Source organism: Curtobacterium sp. MWU13-2055, from assembly GCF_023242305.1.
Classification (GTDB): Bacteria; Actinomycetota; Actinomycetes; order Actinomycetales; family Microbacteriaceae; genus Curtobacterium.
Genome location: NZ_JALLIO010000003.1, coordinates 264,226 through 280,303 on the forward strand (window position 1 = coordinate 264,226; position 16,078 = coordinate 280,303).

A 16,078-nucleotide genomic window follows, 5' to 3' on the forward strand; every position below is an offset into this window, starting at 1 on the left:
CGTGTGGGACGGGCGGACGGGAGGCCCGGGGTGCGTCCGTCAGGCAGGCTCGGCCGGAGCAGGTGCGAGCGCTCGGCGACGGGACGCCCGCGCGGCGACGAACGAGTCCGCCGTCAGCACCACGAGCGCCAACCACACGATGCCGAAGCCGAACCAGCGCGCGGGCGGCATCGCCTCGTGCTGCACCACGACACCGACGAGCAACTGCATCACGGGCGCGAGGTACTGCGTCAGCCCGAGGGTCGACAGGCTCACCCGCCGCGCCGACGAGGCGAACAGCAGGAGCGGTACCGCCGTCGCCGGACCGGTGAGCACCGTCACGAGGACGTGCACCCAGCCCTCGCTCGTGAACGTCACGCCGCCGCCGAGCCCCGTCGCGCCGAGCACGACCAGCGCCACGACCGCGATCGGCAGCAGCCACACGGTCTCGATCGTCAGACCACTCAGCGCGTCGACCGTGCCGCCGACCCGCTTCTTCACCAGGCCGTACAGGCCGAACGAGCACGCCAGCACGAGCGAGATCCACGGCACCTGCCCGTAGCCGACGGCGATCACGACGACCGCCACGACGCTGATGCCGACCGCGGCCCACTGCGCCGGCCGCAGGCGTTCGCGGAGCACGACGACGCCGAGCGCGATCGTCACGAGGGGGTTGATGAAGTACCCGAGCGCGGCCTCGACGGTGTGGCCGGTCGTGGTCGCCAGGACGTACACGGTCCAGTTCACCAGGATGAGGACCGCGGCGAGCCCCATCACGGCCATCACCCGGCGCTGCGCCATCAGGGTGCGGGTCCGGAGCCACGAGCGGGTGACGGCGATCGCGACCGCGCAGAACACCAGCCCGAAGACGATGCGCCAGGCGACGATCTCGAACGCGCCGGCCGGGGCCATCGCCGCGAAGAGCAGGGGCATGAGTCCCCAGAGCCCGTACGCGACGATCGCCTGCACCACGCCGACGGATGCCTCGCTGCGGACGGGTCGCGCGGGACTCGGTTCACTCACGGAACCATCCTAGGAACGGCCGCCGACGGGCCGGGCGTGCCACGGGCCTCCCGGTCGGAGCACGTGCACGCGACGGATCCGCCGGAAGCCCGCAGACGCACGAACGCCCCGCCGGCCGACAGGCCGAACGGGGCGTTCGCGTGGAGTACTGGACTCAGTTGACGACGACCGCGAGGACGTCGCGGGCCGACAGGACCAGCAGGTCCTCGCCCGAGTACTTGACCTCGGTTCCGCCGTACTTGGAGTAGATGACCTTGTCACCCACGGCGACGTCCAGCGGGACGCGGTTGCCGTTGTCGTCGATGCGACCGGGGCCCACGGCGACGACCTCGCCCTCCTGGGGCTTCTCCTTCGCGGTGTCGGGGATGACCAGACCGGATGCAGTGGTCTGCTCCGCCTCGACCTGGCGGATGACGATGCGATCCTCGAGCGGCTTGATGCTGACGGCCACGGTGACCTCTTCTTTCTCGGTACGGACTCGGTACAGATGAAAACCGGGTTGGCACTACGCACAGGAGAGTGCCAACGCCAACTCTAGGGGGACACTGGCACTCGGTCAATCCGAGTGCCAGCACATCAGGGGAACATCCAGCACCTGGGAGGATCGGGACATGGAAGCCGCCGAACTCGCCGCACTGCTGACCCCCGACGGGATGGCCCTGCTCGACCGTACCCCCGGTGTCTCGGACGGCGGCGAGATCGTCCGGGTGGTGTCGCGGCTCCGTGCCGAGGGCCACGACCCGCAGCTCGTCGCGGCGGTCCTGACCCAGGCCAAGCTCCGGCAGAAGGCCCGTGGCAAGTTCGGCGACTTCGCCGCGCGCATGCTCTTCACCGAGGCCGGACTCGAGCAGGCCACCCGCTTGCAGGTCGCCGCCCAGCACGCCGGGCGCTTCGCCGCGGCCGGGCTGACCCGGGTCGCGGACCTCGGGTGCGGGATCGGCGGCGACGCGATGGCGATGGCGGCCCTCGACCTCGACGTCACGGCGGTCGACCGTGACGAGGTCACCGCGGCGGTCGCGACGCACAACCTCGCGGTGTGGCCGAACGCCCGGGTCGAACTCGGCGACGCGGCCTCGTTCGACGTCTCGCGCGTCGACGGCATCTGGATGGACCCCGCACGTCGGACCTCCGGCCACTCCGACACCCGCCGGCTGGCCGACCCGGACGACTGGTCACCCTCGTTGGACACCGTGTTCGCCACCGCGACGACGACGCCGACCGGCGTGAAGCTCGGGCCGGGGATCGACCGCGACCTGATCCCGGACACCGCCGAGGCGCAGTGGACGTCCGTCGACCGCGAGGTCGTCGAGCTCGCGCTGTGGTTCGGACCCCTCGCACGACCGGGCATCCGCCGAGCGGCGACCGTCATCGGTGCACACGGCATCGCCGAGATGACCGGCCCGGCAGACTCGGACGACGCCGAGGTGGGGCCGCTCGGAGCCTACCTGTACGAGCCGGACGGCGCCGTCATCCGCGCACGGCTCATCGGCGACCTCGCCCGCACCCTGGACGGCCACATGCTCTCCGACGGGATCGCCTACGTCACCTCGGACCGTGCCGTGTCGACGCCCTTCGCCCAGGGCTTCCGGGTGCTCGACACCATGCCGCTCGACGTGAAGCGCCTGTCAGCGCGGCTCGCCGCCGACGGCATCGGTACCGTCGAGATCAAGAAGCGCGGCGTCGACGTCGACCCGGCGCAGTTCCGCAAGCGCCTGCGGCTGCGCGGGACCGGTCGTGTGACCCTCGTGCTCACCCGGCTCGAGGGCCGGCACAGCGCGATCCTGTGCGAGCGGCTCAGCTGAGGAACGCGCCGGTTCCCGAGTCGTAGTCGTACGTGGAGTACGAGCTCTGGCCGATCACGCCGAGGAAGATGATGAAGGCGATCCAGATCAGCCAGATGCCGGTCATCACCCAGCCGGCGATGATGCCGGTCAGGGCGAGCGCTCGGCCGGCCTCACCGTTCTGCTTGATCTTGCCGAGCGCGACGTGGCCGAGGATCGCGCCGGCGGGGCCGAGCAGGATCGCGATGAACCACATCGGGACGGCGGCGAGTCCGAACACGATCGACAGGATCGCCAGGGTGTTCGTCTTCGGGCGCTGCGCGTAGGGCTGGTAACCCGTCGGACCGTAGGCACCCGCGGGCGCGTACGGCTGCTGCTGCGGCTGCGCGTAGGGGTTCTGGCCGCCCTGCTGCTGCACGTACGGGTTCTGCTGACCGTACGTGTTCTGGGCGGCGCCGTACGGGTCCTGCGGCGCCTGCGGTGCCGAGTACGGGTTCTGCGGCTGCTGCGGCTGCTGCGGAGCCGCGTACGGGTTCGACGGCTGCGGCTGGCCGTACGGGTTCGGCTGCTGCGGCTGGCCGTACGGGTTCGGCTGCTGCGGTGCGGCGTACGGGTTCGACGGCTGCTGCTGCCCGTACGGGTTGGACTGCTGCGGCTGCTCGGGAGCCGACGGGGCCTGGGGTGCGTCGGGGGCCTGCGGTGCATCCGGAGCGGGCGTCCCCTCGGGCTGCCCGCCGGTCGTGCCGCCCGGCGTCGTCTCGCCCGGCTTCGGCCACTCGTTCTGATCGGACACCGTCCACCCCTCTCGGCGCCCGGTCTCTCCGACGCCACGTGAATCCTCCCACAGGCACCCGAGGGCCGACCGGTCGGGGCCCGGACGGTTCAGACCGGGTCGGTGCCCGGACGGTTCAGACCTGGACGGGGCCCGGAAGGTTCAGACCTGGACGGTCGTCACCGGCAACGTCGAGTCGGCCGCGATCCCGAGGTCGCTCGGCGCGTGCCCCTCGGCGACCAGCCGTGCGCCGACGGCCGCGATCATGGCGCCGTTGTCCGTGCACAGGTCGAACGGCGGGATCCGCAGCTGCACCCCCGCGGCGGCGCACCGCTCCTCGGCGACCTGCCGCAGCCGAGCGTTCGCGACCACACCGCCACCGAGCAGGAGCCGATCCACGCCGGTGTCGCGGCACGCGTTCAGGGCCTTGGTCAGCAGGACGTCGACGACGGCTTCGCGGAAGCTCGCGGCGACGTCGGCCACGGGCACCTCGCGGCCTTCGTCGCGGCAGCGCTCGACCCAGCGGGCGACGGCGGTCTTCAGCCCGGAGAACGAGAAGTCGTACCGGTGCGCGGCCAGGTCCTTCGGCAACGTCAGGCCGCGGGGGAACCGGATGGCCTTCGGGTCGCCGTCCGCCGCGGCGCGGTCGATCTGCGGCCCGCCGGGGTACGGCAGGCCGAGCAGCCGTGCGACCTTGTCGAACGCTTCACCCGCGGCGTCGTCGATGGTCTCGCCGAGCAGTTCGACGTCGCCGACCAGGTCCTTCACGAGCAGCAGCGAGGTGTGCCCGCCGGACACCAGCAGCGCGATCGTCGGCAGCTCGATGTCACTGCCGTCCGTGCGCAGGACGTCGGCACCGACGTGCCCGACCAGGTGGTTCACGCCGTACAGGGGCTTGCCGGTGGCGACGGCGAGCGCCTTCGCGGCACCGACCCCGACCATGAGCGCGCCCGCCAGCCCCGGCCCGGCGGTGACCGCGACGGCGTCGAGTTCCTCGAGGGTGACCCCGGCCCGCTCGAGGGCCTCGTGCAGCGTCGGGGTCATCGCCTCGAGGTGGGCCCGCGCGGCGACCTCGGGCACGACGCCGCCGTACCGGGCGTGCTCGTCCATGCTCGACGCGATGACGTTCGCGAGCAGGGTGCTCCCCCGCACGATGCCCACGCCCGTCTCGTCGCAGCTCGTCTCGATGCCGAGCACCAGTGGTTCAGCCACGCTCATCGAGCGCCTCCTGTCCGATCGGGCCGACGGTCGACGGCGTCGGCGTTGGCGTCGTCGTCGGCGTCGGCGCCGGCGCCGCGTCTACTGCGACCGGCAGCTCCGCCCGCATCACCCACGCGTCGACGCCGTCCGGCTGGTAGTACCGGGGCCGGGTCGCGATGTGCTCGAACCCGAACGCCGTGTACATCGACTGCGCGACGGGGTTGTCGGCGCGGACCTCGAGGAACACCTCGCGCACACCGCGGCGACGGGCCTCGTCGAGCAGGTCCGTGAAGAGCACCCGCCCGAGTCCCTTGCCGCGCTGCTCGGCCGCGACCGCGATGGTCTGCACGTCGGCGACCGGGTTGCCCGCCAACGAGGACAGTCCGGCGTACCCGACGACCGACGGCGCGGCCGAGTCGTCGACGGTCTCGATCACGACGTAGTACCCGTGCGGCGAGTACAGCTCGCCCGACATCTGCGACGCCGACCAGGCGTCCGTCGGGAACGAGACGTGCTCGAGCCACATGATGTCGTCCAGGTCCTGCGGGTGCGCCCGCCGCAGGCGGAGCCCGTCCGGCACCGTCACTGCTTCACCCGTTTCGGCGCACCCGGCACCGTGACGTCGGGTTCCCGCAGGTAGAGGGGGGTGTCCTGGTCGAACCCCGCGCCGGACCGCAGGCGGTCCGCGGCGAGTGATCCGAGCCTCCAGGCAGGGATGGACAGGGCCGTCACGCGGTCCCAGCCCACCGCTTCGGGCCGGGAGGCACGGATCGCCTCGTCGAGATCGGCGGGCTTGGCGAGACCCGGACCCGCAACGCGCGTGCCGGTCTGGTCGTACGCGCTCCAGTAGACCTCGCGCCGGCGGGCGTCCGTCAGGACGACGAACGGTCCGTCCCGTCGGCCGTCGCGCTCGTCGGCCGCGACCGCGTCGTGGCTGACGAGTGGCAGGACGGGGACGCCGACCGCGGCGGCGAAGGTGCGGGCGGCGGCGATGCCGACGCGCAGACCGGTGAACGGGCCGGGGCCCATGCCGGCGACGACGCCCGTGACGTCCGCGCCGGTGATGCCGGCCTCGGCGAGTGCCTCGGCCAGGAACGGGCCGATCACCTCGGCGTGCCGGCGGCTGTCCTCGGTGTCGCGGGTGGCGAGGGGCGTGCCGGTGGCCGGGTCGACGACGGCCACGGAGGTTCCGGCGGAGGTGTCGATGGCGAGGAGCACCCGTCCATCGTAGGCGGGGTGCGGCGAGGGGTCAGTCCTCGTCGAGGCTGCCAGCGACCGCGTCTTCTCGGCGCATCCCGTCATCATAAGCAAAACGGGCTTTGAGTTATAAGTTCCGACGGAACTTGCAGATGGTCACGCGTTGTCCGTCGTGATTGCACGGCGAACGGTGTCGATGGCGCTGGCGACCGCGCGCTCACGGACCTCGGTGTCGTCGTGTTCGGACTCGTGGACGAATGCGGTGACGCCGCGACGGGCACCGCAGTAGTCGACGATGCCGTGCTCGACCTGCGTCCGGAAGGCCTCGCCGTACCCGTGGCGTTCGTAGACGCCTGCGTCGTCCCCGGCGATCGGCACCAGGTGCACCCGCAACCGGCCGAGGTTCCGTCGCATGCCGCCATCTGGGTCGACGTCGAAGGCCCACCCGTTGACGAACACGCGGTCGATCCAGCCCTTGAGCAGCGCGGGCATCGACCACCACCAGACCGGGAACACCAGGACGAGGTCGGTTGCCTGGTCGATGCGACGCTGCTCGGCGACGATGTCGCCCGGGGTGTCGTCACCGGTGCGGTAGGTGTGACGGTCGGCGAGCGTGAAGCGCGGGTCGAAGTCCTCGGCGGCCAGATCGGCGATCTCGACGGAACCCGCGGGCAACGCGTCGCGGAGACGCTGCGCGAGGTGGCTCGTCAGCGAATCGGGGTCCGGGTGGGCGGTGACGATGAGCGTGGGCACGGTCCATCTTCACCGTGGAGGCTGCCCGATGCCTGGATCGTCGGCACCACGCCTGGTCGTCGGGGCGGAGTCAGAGCGAGACGTCGGCCCAGCGCGGGCCGGTCGCGGTGACGACGACGCGGCGGGGTTCGTCGGGGACGTCGTCGGGGTCGTCGGCCTCGGTGGTGCCGGAGACGTCGGCACCGGTGGCACGGGTGATCTCGACGTCGAGCACGCTGTCGCTGATCCCGTCGACCATGCCGCGGCCCCACTCGACCACGACGATCGACGCATCCCAGTCGAGGTCGAGGTCGTCGAGCTCGACGGGGTCGGACAGCCGGTAGGCGTCGACGTGCACCAGGTCCGGGCCGGCGGTGGTGGGGTGCGTCCGGGCGAGGACGAAGGTCGGGCTCGACACCTGGCCACGCGCACCGAGGGCGGCGCCGAGGCCACGGGTCAGCGTCGTCTTGCCGGCGCCGAGCGGACCGGTCAGCACGACCAGGTCCCCGGCACGCAGGACCTCGGCCAACCGCGCCCCGAGCTGGCCCATCGCATCGGTGCCGTCGACGGCGGTGTCCAGCAGGACCCGAGCGGCGCCGGTCACGACTGGTCGCCCCGCAGGTACTCCCCGACGCGTCCCTCGATGTCGTGGCCCTCGTAGAACCGTGGCACGCGGGTCCCGATGCGGCAGACGATCTCCTCGCCGATGGTGCCGAGCGAACGGCCCCAGTCGAGGACGGTCATCTCGTCGTGCTCGCCGGTGCCGAACAGGGTCACGGTGTCGCCGGTGCGGACGTCGTCGTCGCCGACGTCGACCAGGAACTGGTCCATGGCCACACGGCCGGCGATCGGATAGCGCTTGCCGCCGATCGCGACCTCGATGCGGCCCTGCGCCAGTCGGGGGACGCCGTCCGCGTACCCGACGGGCACGAGCGCGAGGGTGGTCTCCGAGGCGGTGCGGTACGTGTAGTCGTACGAGACGCCGGTGTCGACGGGCACCCGCTTGGTCTTCGCGACCGACGCCGTCAGGGTCATCACGGGTTCGAGCCCGAGGTCGGCCGCCGACACACCGTCCGCGCCGGGGATGCCGAACAGGTTGGCGCCCATCCGGACCATGTCCTTGCGGAACTCCTTGCGCTCCAACCCGGCGAGCGAGGCGGCGACGTGCTCCATCGGGAGGTCGAGCCCGAGGTCGTCGGCCTGCTCCACGGCGGCGTCGAAGAGCGCCACGGCGTCGGCGTCGTCCTGGTCCGAGGACTCCGCCAGGTGCGTGTACGCCGCGACGACCTCGATGCGGCCGGCGCGCTGGGCGTCCAGCGCGAGCGACACGAGCGCCGGCCAGGCCGCCGGGGTCGCTCCGTCGCGGTGCAGCCCGGAGTCGAAGCCGAGGTGCACGCGCGCGGGTCGCTGGTCGACGGCGTCGATGACGCGCCGCAGCTCCGGCACGTTCGAGACACCGAGGTCGACGGCGGAGTCGATGGCGTCGCGGAAGTCCAGGGCGGGGTCGTGCTGCCAGGTGAAGAGGTGGACGTCCTCACCGACGCCGATCGACCGCAGACGCAGGGCCGCAGGGACCGTGAGCACCCCGATCCAGCGGATGCCAGCGTCCACCGCGGCGAGCGCGATCGGCTCGAGGCCGTGGCCGTAGGCGTCGGCCTTCATGATCGCCATGACCGCGACGGGGTCCATCCACTCGCGGACCAGGTCGAGGTTCGCGCGGTAGGCGTCCAGATCGATCCGTGCCTGGCGCAGGGGTGCGGAGCTCACGTCGTCCTCCGGTGCACGCTGTGGCCGACCCGGGCGACCACCTCGTAGTTGATGGTGCCGATCGCGGCGGCCCAGTCCTCGACCGCGGGGTCGCCGTTCGCCGGGTCACCCCAGAGCACGGCTTCGTCGCCGATGCTGACGTCGGCGTCGCCGATGTCCACGTGCATGGCGTTCATCGCGACCCGGCCGACCACCGGGAACGTGCGGTCGCCGATGCGGACCGAGACCCGGTTGCCGAAGTCGCGGTCGAAGCCGTCGGCGTACCCGAGGCCGATGACAGCGAGGCGGGTGTCGGTCGACGCCCGCCAGGTGTAGCCGTAGGACACACCCTCGCCGGCGCGGACGTCGACGGTGCGGAGCACGGCAGCGGTCACACGCATCGCGGGGCGGAGGCCGAGGTCGGCCGACGTGCGGTCGGTGAACGGGCTCAGGCCGTACAGGGCAAGCCCGACGCGGGACAGGTCGCGGCGCGTCTCCGGCACGGCGATGCTCGCGGCACTCGCGGCGAGGTGCACCAGGTCGGGCACGATCCCGTTGGCGGCGAGGCCGTCGAGTGCGCGCTGCAGTGCGGCGTCCTGGTCGAGGTCGTCCGTGCGCGACGCGTTCGACAGGTGCGACATCAGCCCCTCGACACGGGTGCGGTTGCCACCACGGGCGAGGGCCCCGGCGGTCGCGAAGAGTTCGGTCCACTCGGACTCGACCGCACCGTTGCGGCTGAGGCCGGTGTCGACGCAGATGTGCACGGCGCCGACCTCGGAGTCGGCAGCGGCGGACAGCTGCTCGACGCTCGACACCGCCGGGGTGATGCCGTACTGCGCTGCCCGGCGGAAGTCCTCGTCGGGGGCGTGCAACCACGCGAGGATCCGGACGTCCTCGTCGATGCCGCCCTGCCGGAGCGCGACGGCCTCGTCGATGTCCGCGACCCCGAGCCACTCGGCACCGGCGTCGACGAAGGCCCGTGCGGCGTCGAGTGCGCCGTGGCCGTAGGCGTTGGCCTTCACGACCGCGATGACGCCGGCCGGTGCGACCTGCTCGGCGATCGTCGCGTAGTTCTCGATCAGCGCTTCACGATCGACCGTGATGCCGGTGAACGCACTCACTTCGTTGTTCCCTCCAGGACCACGAACGCGGTCGCGATCCCTCCATCATGCGAGAGCGACAGGTGCACGCCCGTCACGCCACGCGCGTCCGCCACCTGTCGCGCCTGTTGGTGCAGCGTCAGCGACGGGTTGCGCTGGTCGTCCGACACGACCTCGAGGTCCTGCCAGCTGAGCCCGGCACTGGAGCCGAACGCCTTGATCAGGGCTTCCTTGGCCGCGAACCGCGCAGCGAGCGACGCGATCGGCCGTTGTTCGCCGTCGCGGACCTGCTCGGCCGGGGTGAACAACCGTGCACGCATCGCCGGCGTGCGCGACAGCACCCGTTCGAACCGCTCCAGGTCCACCACGTCGACCCCGATGCCGATGATCATCGTGCGACTACTCGACGGTGACCGACTTCGCGAGGTTGCGCGGCTGGTCGACGTCGAGGCCCTTGGCCGCGGCGAGCTCCATGCCGAACATGTGCAGCGGCGCCACGGCGAGCAGCGGCTCGAACAGCGGGGTCGCGAGCGGGATGCGCAGGACCTCGTCGGCGAAGGGCAGCACGGCGGCGTCGCCCTCTTCCGCGATGGCGATCACGCGAGCACCACGGGCGCGGATCTCCTGGATGTTCGAAACGACCTTCGGGTGCAGCGACCGCGGGTCACGCGGCGACGGCACGATGACGAAGACGATCTGTCCGGGCTCGATGAGCGCGATCGGGCCGTGCTTGAGTTCACCCGCAGCGAAGCCCTCGGCGTGGATGTACGCGAGCTCCTTGAGCTTGAGCGCGCCCTCGAGCGCGATCGGGTAGCCGACGTGGCGACCGAGGAACAGCACGCTGCGGGTGTCCGCCATCCAGCGCGCCAGGTCCTTGATGCCAGCGGCGTCCTCGATGGTCTGCTGCAGCTTCGGGGCCAGGCCCTCGAGCTCGGCGACCTGCTCGGCGATCTGCTCTGCCGTCATGGTGCCGCGAAGGGTGGCCAGGTGCAGCCCCAGGAGGTACAGCGCAACGCCCTGGGCGATGAAGGCCTTCGTCGACGCGACGGCGACCTCGGGCCCGGCGTGCGTGTAGATCACGGCGTCGGACTCGCGCGGGATCGTCGCGCCCTGGGTGTTGCAGATCGACAGCACCTGCGCGCCCTGCTCGCGGGCGTACTTGACGGCCATGAGCGTGTCCATCGTCTCGCCGGACTGGCTGATCGAGACGACGAGCGTGCGGTCGTTCAGCACCGGGTCGCGGTAGCGGAACTCGTGGGCGAGCTCGACCTCGACCGGGATCCGGGCCCACTGCTCGATGGCGTACTTGCCGAGGATGCCGGCGTACGCAGCGGTGCCGCAGGCGATCACGATGACGCGGTCGACCGTGGCCAGACGCTCGGCGATCGGGTCGAGGTCGGTCAGGGTGACGGCACCGTCGTGCACGCGGCCGAGGATCGTCTTGGCGACGGCCTCGGGCTCCTCGCTGATCTCCTTCGCCATGAACGAGGACCAGCCGCCCTTGTCGGCGGCGGAGGCGTCCCAGTTCACCTCGAACTCGCTCGGGGTGGCCGGGGTGCCGTCGAAGTGGATGACGTCGACGCGGTCGGGGCGGATCGTGGCGATCTCGTCCTGCCCGATCGCGAGCGCGCGCTGTGTGTAGGCGACGAACGCGGCGACGTCCGAGCCCATGAAGTTCTCGCCGTCGCCCAGGCCCACCACGAGCGGGGAGTTGCGACGGGCGCCGACGACGACGCCGGGCTGGTCGGCGTGCACGACGAGGAGCGTGAACGCCCCGTCCAGTCGCTGCACGGCCTGCTGCATGGCGGCGGTCAGGTCACCGGTCTCGCGGAACGCCCGACCGACCAGGTGCGCGGCGACCTCGGAGTCGGTCTCGCTGCGGAACTCGATGCCCTCGGCCTGCAGCTCGGCGCGCAGCTCGGAGAAGTTCTCGATGATGCCGTTGTGGATGAGGGCGAGCTTGTCGCCGTCGGCCAGGTGCGGGTGGGCGTTGCCGTCCGTCGGGCCGCCGTGGGTCGCCCAGCGGGTGTGCCCGATGCCCGTGGTGCCGTCCGGGATCGGCGACGACTCGAGCTCGTCGACGAGAGCCTGGAGCTTGCCCGCCTTCTTGGCGGAGACGAGGTCCCCCGCAGGGTCGACCACGGCGATGCCCGCCGAGTCGTAGCCGCGGTACTCGAGGCGACGGAGGCCACCGAGGAGGACGTCCTGGCTGCTGTTGCTGCCGACGTAGCCGACGATTCCACACATGGAAGCGATCCTACGGTCTGCCTGAGCGCGGACCCTGCGAAGCAGCAGGGCTGGGGATAACGTTTCGGCCATGGGACGCTTCGACGACATCGCCATCACCACGCTGCACGGCGAGGACACCACGTTCGGCTCGTTCGCGGACAAGGCGGTGCTGGTCGTGAACGTGGCGTCGCGGTGCGGTCTCGCTCCGCAGTACGAGCAGCTCGAGGCCCTCCAGAAGCAGTACGGCCCGCGCGGCTTCACGGTCCTCGGGTTCCCGAGCAACCAGTTCCTGCAGGAGCTCGGCTCGTCCGAGGCCATCGACGAGTACTGCTCCACCACGTGGGGCGTCACCTTCCCGATGTCCGAGAAGGTCAAGGTGAACGGCAAGAGCGCGCACCCGCTCTACCAGGCGCTCAAGGAGACCCCGGACGCCGACGGCAAGGCCGGACGGGTCAGCTGGAACTTCGAGAAGTTCCTCGTCGCCCCCGACGGCACCGTCTCGCGCTTCCGTCCGACCACGAAGCCGGACGCCCCCGAGGTGATCGCGGCCATCGAGGCCGCCCTGCCCGCCTGACGCACCGCGTCCTGCGGACGCACACCGAGCACTGGACGGGAGGCCCGGTAGAGGTGAGCCGGTCAGCTCACCTGCACCGGGCCTCCCGTCTGTACGCTCGTCCCCATGCCGATCCCGGAGACCGCCGTCGCGCACCCGACCCCGTTCGTGGAGATCCCGCGGCACGAGTGGTCGCAGCTCGCACCCAAGGAGCACCTGTCGCTCACCGAGACCGAGATCGTGCAGCTGCGCGGGCTCGGCGACCGGCTGGACATGCAGGAGGTGCAGGAGGTCTACCTGCCGCTGTCACGGCTGCTGACGCTCTACGCCGCCGGCGCACGGAACCTGCACGCGTCGACATCGGCGTTCCTGGGTGACCGAGCCGGACGCACGCCGTTCGTCATCGGCGTCGCGGGCTCCGTCGCCGTCGGCAAGTCGACCGTCGCCCGACTGCTCCGCGAGCTGACGAAGCGCTGGCCGGACACCCCGCGGGTCGAGCTGGTGACCACCGACGGCTTCCTGTACCCGAACGCCGAGCTCGAGCGTCGCGGGATCATGGACCGGAAGGGCTTCCCGGAGTCCTACGACCGTCGCTCCCTGCTGCGGTTCGTCAGCCAGGTGAAGAGCGGCGCGACCGAAGTCCGGGCGCCGTACTACTCGCACCTGGTCTACGACATCGTGCCGGACGCCGAGATCGTCGTCCGCCAGCCGGACATCCTCATCGTCGAGGGCCTGAACGTGCTCGCCCCGCCGGTGCACGGGCGGCTCGCGCTGTCCGACCTGTTCGACTTCACGATCTACGTCGACGCCAAGACCAAGGACATCGAGGCCTGGTACGTCGACCGGTTCCTGGCCCTGCAGGAAGAGGCGTTCTCGAGCCCGGACTCCTTCTTCCACCGGTTCGCCTCGCTGTCGCGCGACGACGCGGTCCGGACGGCGACCGAGGTCTGGCGGGCGATCAACGAGCCGAACCTGCTCGAGAACGTCCTGCCGACCCGGTCCCGGGCGACCCTGGTGCTGAAGAAGGCCGCCGACCACAAGGTGAACTCGGTCCTGCTCCGCAAGATCTAGTCGGAGCGTTGCCTGCACGGCCGGTGCGGATCCGCCCGCACAACCAAAGTGCGTTCGAACCGCGCATCTGCATGGTTCGAACGAACTTTGGTTGTGCAGCGTGCGGTCGGCACTCCGGCCTACGCGGCGTCGAGCGCCAGGCGCTCCTGCACGACGGCGGCGAGCTCCTCGGCGATGCGCTGGGCATCGTCCTGCGAGGCGGCCTCGACCATCACGCGCACGACGGGCTCGGTGCCCGACGGACGGAGCAGCACACGGCCGCTGTCTCCGAGCGCCTCGCTGGCGGCGGCGATGGCGTCCTGCACACCCTGGTCGGCGAGACCGTGCCGGTCGACCCCGCGCACGTTGAGCAGCACCTGCGGGAACACCGTCATGCACGAGGCGAGCTCCTGCAGCGACTTCCCGGTGCGCGCCATCTCGGCGACCAGGTGCAGCCCGGTCAGGATGCCGTCACCCGTGGTGGCGTACTCGTTGAAGATGATGTGGCCGGACTGCTCGCCACCGATGGAGTAGTCGCCCTCGTTCATCTTCTCGAGCACGTAGCGGTCACCGACGCCGGCCTCGATCACGGTGATGCCCGCATCCGCCATGGCACGCTTCAGCCCGAGGTTGGACATGACCGTCGCGACGAGGGTGTCGTCCTTCAGCCGGCCGCGCTCCTGCAACGACAGCGCCAGGATCGCCATGATCTGGTCACCGTCGATGGCGTTGCCCGCGGCGTCCACCGCCAGGCAGCGGTCGGCGTCGCCGTCGTGCGCGATGCCGATGTCCGCGCCGGCAGCCAGGACGGCGCGGGACAGGTTGTCGATGTGGGTCGAGCCGACGCCGTCGTTGATGTTCCAGCCGTCGGGCTCGGCGCCGATGAGCGTCACGCGGGCCCCGGCGTTCACGAACACCTCGGGCGAGACGCCGGCGGCAGCACCGTTGGCGCAGTCGAGCACGACGTGGATGCCGTCGAGCCGGTGCGGCAGCGTGCCGAGCAGGTGGACGACGTAGCGGTCCTCGGCGTCGGCGAACCGGGTGATCCGACCGACGTCGATGCCGGTGGGGGTCGGCGCGGAGTGGTCGTGCATGGCCGCTTCGATGCGGTCCTCGACCTCGTCCGGCAGCTTGCGACCACCCGTGGCGAAGAACTTGATCCCGTTGTCCGGGGCGGGGTTGTGCGACGCGGAGATCATCACGCCGAAGTCGGCGTCGATGTCCGCGACGAGGAACGCCGCAGCGGGAGTGGGGATGACTCCGGCGTCGAGCACGTCGACGCCGGCGGAGGCGAGCCCGGCCGCGACAGCGGACCCGAGGAACTCACCGGAGACGCGCGGGTCGCGCGCGAGGACCGCGCGCGGGCGCGGTCGACCGGACGCCCGGCGGGCGTCGGCATGGTGTCCGTGTGTGAGGACGGCCGCGCTCGCCTGGGCAAGACCCAGTGCGAGCGCGGCCGTCAGCTCGCCGTTGGCGAGACCACGAACCCCGTCGGTACCGAACAGACGCGGCATTGCGATCTTCAGCCGGTGACGACTAGCGCTTCGAGAACTGCGAAGCCTTGCGGGCCTTCTTGAGACCGGCCTTCTTGCGCTCGATGACGCGGGCGTCACGGGTGAGGAAGCCGGCCTTCTTGAGGGTCGCGCGGTTGTTCTCGCGGTCGATCTCGTTCAGCGTGCGGGCGATGGCGAGGCGGAGTGCGCCGGCCTGACCCGAGGGGCCGCCACCGGTGATGCGGGCGACGACGTCGTACGAGCCGAGGAGCTCGAGGACCTTGAACGGGTCGTTGATGAGCTGCTGGTGCAGCTTGTTCGGGAAGTAGTCCTCGAGCGAGCGACCGTTCACGACGAACGTGCCGGAGCCCGGAACGAGGCGAACGCGCGCGATGGCCTCCTTGCGGCGCCCGACGGCACCGCCGGAGACGTTGAGGATCTGACGGGGAGCAGCCTCGGCAGCGGCGGGTGCGCTCTCCGTGGTGAAGCTCTCCGGGGTCTGGTCGAGGGAATCAGCGATCTGAGCCATGAGTTTTCTGTGTCCTTGAAGTCGTCGTGGCCGGAACTACTGTGCGACCTGGTCGAAGATGTACGCCTTGGGCTGCTGCGCGGAGTGCGGGTGCTCCGCGCCGGCGTAGACCTTCAGCTTCTTGAGCTGCTCGCGACCGAGGGTGTTCTTCGGCAGCATGCCGCGGATCGCCTTCTCGACGGCGCGGGTAGGGTGCTTCTCGAGCATCTCCGGGTAGGAGGTCGCCGTCAGGCCGCCCGGGTACCCGGAGTGGCGGTAGTAGACCTTCTTCGCGAGCTTCGAACCGGTCAGGGCGACCTTGTCGGCGTTCACGATGATGACGTAGTCACCCATGTCCATGTGCTGGGCGAAGGTGGCCTTGTGCTTGCCGCGCAGGAGCGCCGCGGCGTGGGTGGCGAGACGGCCGAGGACGACGTCGGTCGCGTCGATGACGATCCAGTCGTGCTGGACGTCTGCCGGCTTCGGTGAGAACGTGCGAGTCACAGGAGTGCTGCTTTCGTGTCGAGGTGAGGAGTCCGTGAATCCCACTCCGGTCGGGGTTCCCCGCGGCAGAAGCCGGCGGAACGCCCGGATGGAGGGCTCATCTGACTGTCCGGCGCGCGTGGCGCACAGACCAAGGTGAGAGCCTAGCCGACGCGGGTCGCGTCGGTCAAACGCAGCCACTGCCGGACGGGAGGCACGTGGCGGCCTGGCC

18 protein-coding genes are annotated in these 16,078 nt (G+C 71.0%); 3 read left to right on the top strand and 15 right to left on the bottom strand.

Annotated elements, in window-relative coordinates; genetic code table 11:
• Nucleotides 1-39 precede the first annotated feature (39 nt).
• Together rarD and groES are read right to left on the bottom strand one after the other, a co-directional pair.
• On the bottom strand, nucleotides 40-1,002 hold the full coding sequence (rarD, locus tag M4960_RS08890; RefSeq protein ID WP_248704056.1) for an EamA family transporter RarD: 963 nt from the start codon (nucleotides 1,000-1,002) through the stop codon (nucleotides 40-42).
• Between the two features lie 154 nt (nucleotides 1,003-1,156).
• Nucleotides 1,157-1,453 (bottom strand): co-chaperone GroES, encoded by a 297-nt coding sequence (groES, locus tag M4960_RS08895; RefSeq protein WP_110893972.1) that lies wholly within the window; start codon nucleotides 1,451-1,453, stop codon nucleotides 1,157-1,159.
• A gap of 160 nt (nucleotides 1,454-1,613) precedes the next feature.
• Between groES and M4960_RS08900 the strand changes: the two genes are divergently transcribed.
• Entirely contained in the window at nucleotides 1,614-2,804 is a 1,191-nt protein-coding gene (locus tag M4960_RS08900; protein WP_248704057.1) for a class I SAM-dependent methyltransferase, read from the top strand.
• Here the strand turns inward: M4960_RS08900 and M4960_RS19695 are convergent.
• The 10 genes from M4960_RS19695 to glmS form a co-directional block, all read right to left on the bottom strand.
• Nucleotides 2,797-3,576 (bottom strand): DUF4190 domain-containing protein, encoded by a 780-nt coding sequence (locus M4960_RS19695; protein ID WP_308222003.1) that lies wholly within the window; start codon nucleotides 3,574-3,576, stop codon nucleotides 2,797-2,799. The two genes, M4960_RS08900 and M4960_RS19695, sit on opposite strands and share 8 nt — an antisense overlap.
• Nucleotides 3,577-3,717: 141 nt before the next feature.
• A complete protein-coding gene (gene tsaD, locus M4960_RS08910; protein ID WP_248704058.1) occupies nucleotides 3,718-4,773 on the bottom strand; it encodes a tRNA (adenosine(37)-N6)-threonylcarbamoyltransferase complex transferase subunit TsaD in 1,056 nt (351 codons plus the stop codon).
• Nucleotides 4,760-5,341, bottom strand: coding sequence for a ribosomal protein S18-alanine N-acetyltransferase (gene rimI / locus M4960_RS08915; RefSeq protein WP_248704059.1), 582 nt, complete (start codon nucleotides 5,339-5,341; stop codon nucleotides 4,760-4,762). Before rimI ends, tsaD begins: the two co-directional genes overlap by 14 nt.
• Nucleotides 5,338-5,973, bottom strand: a complete 636-nt coding sequence (gene tsaB / locus M4960_RS08920; protein ID WP_248704060.1) for a tRNA (adenosine(37)-N6)-threonylcarbamoyltransferase complex dimerization subunit type 1 TsaB — start codon at nucleotides 5,971-5,973, stop codon at nucleotides 5,338-5,340. The genes rimI and tsaB overlap by 4 nt, the downstream gene beginning before the upstream one ends.
• Nucleotides 5,974-6,108: 135 nt before the next feature.
• The gene (locus M4960_RS08925; RefSeq protein WP_173168923.1) at nucleotides 6,109-6,705 is read right to left on the bottom strand and encodes an NAD(P)H-dependent oxidoreductase; all 597 of its coding nucleotides are present in this window, start codon (nucleotides 6,703-6,705) and stop codon (nucleotides 6,109-6,111) included.
• A 70-nt stretch (nucleotides 6,706-6,775) separates the two neighbouring features.
• Nucleotides 6,776-7,288 (bottom strand): tRNA (adenosine(37)-N6)-threonylcarbamoyltransferase complex ATPase subunit type 1 TsaE, encoded by a 513-nt coding sequence (tsaE, locus tag M4960_RS08930; protein ID WP_248704061.1) that lies wholly within the window; start codon nucleotides 7,286-7,288, stop codon nucleotides 6,776-6,778.
• Nucleotides 7,285-8,451 (bottom strand): alanine racemase, encoded by a 1,167-nt coding sequence (gene alr, locus M4960_RS08935; protein ID WP_173168924.1) that lies wholly within the window; start codon nucleotides 8,449-8,451, stop codon nucleotides 7,285-7,287. The genes tsaE and alr (M4960_RS08935) overlap by 4 nt, the downstream gene beginning before the upstream one ends.
• A complete protein-coding gene (alr, locus tag M4960_RS08940) occupies nucleotides 8,448-9,551 on the bottom strand; it encodes an alanine racemase (RefSeq protein ID WP_134194341.1) in 1,104 nt (367 codons plus the stop codon). The genes alr (M4960_RS08935) and alr (M4960_RS08940) overlap by 4 nt, the downstream gene beginning before the upstream one ends.
• On the bottom strand, nucleotides 9,548-9,922 hold the full coding sequence (locus M4960_RS08945) for a holo-ACP synthase (protein WP_248704062.1): 375 nt from the start codon (nucleotides 9,920-9,922) through the stop codon (nucleotides 9,548-9,550). Before M4960_RS08945 ends, alr (M4960_RS08940) begins: the two co-directional genes overlap by 4 nt.
• A 7-nt stretch (nucleotides 9,923-9,929) precedes the next feature.
• Nucleotides 9,930-11,777 carry a glutamine--fructose-6-phosphate transaminase (isomerizing) gene (gene glmS / locus M4960_RS08950; RefSeq protein ID WP_123936953.1) on the bottom strand — a complete coding sequence of 616 codons (1,848 nt, stop codon included), beginning with the start codon at nucleotides 11,775-11,777 and terminating at the stop codon, nucleotides 9,930-9,932.
• Between the two features lie 70 nt (nucleotides 11,778-11,847).
• On the opposite strand from glmS, the gene M4960_RS08955 reads away from it, so the two are divergent.
• Both M4960_RS08955 and coaA read left to right on the top strand, forming a co-directional pair.
• Entirely contained in the window at nucleotides 11,848-12,333 is a 486-nt protein-coding gene (locus M4960_RS08955) for a glutathione peroxidase (RefSeq protein ID WP_111083439.1), read from the top strand.
• Between the two features lie 105 nt (nucleotides 12,334-12,438).
• Nucleotides 12,439-13,383 (top strand): type I pantothenate kinase, encoded by a 945-nt coding sequence (gene coaA / locus M4960_RS08960; RefSeq protein WP_123339480.1) that lies wholly within the window; start codon nucleotides 12,439-12,441, stop codon nucleotides 13,381-13,383.
• A gap of 119 nt (nucleotides 13,384-13,502) precedes the next feature.
• Here the strand turns inward: coaA and glmM are convergent, their stop codons facing one another.
• The 3 genes from glmM to rplM are packed head-to-tail and all read right to left on the bottom strand — an operon-like array spanning nucleotide 13,503 to nucleotide 15,867.
• A complete protein-coding gene (glmM, locus tag M4960_RS08965) occupies nucleotides 13,503-14,876 on the bottom strand; it encodes a phosphoglucosamine mutase (RefSeq protein ID WP_248704063.1) in 1,374 nt (457 codons plus the stop codon).
• Between the two features lie 22 nt (nucleotides 14,877-14,898).
• Nucleotides 14,899-15,384, bottom strand: coding sequence for a 30S ribosomal protein S9 (gene rpsI / locus M4960_RS08970; RefSeq protein WP_111083442.1), 486 nt, complete (start codon nucleotides 15,382-15,384; stop codon nucleotides 14,899-14,901).
• Between the two features lie 36 nt (nucleotides 15,385-15,420).
• On the bottom strand, nucleotides 15,421-15,867 hold the full coding sequence (gene rplM, locus M4960_RS08975; protein ID WP_071259898.1) for a 50S ribosomal protein L13: 447 nt from the start codon (nucleotides 15,865-15,867) through the stop codon (nucleotides 15,421-15,423).
• Nucleotides 15,868-16,078: the final 211 nt, after the last annotated feature.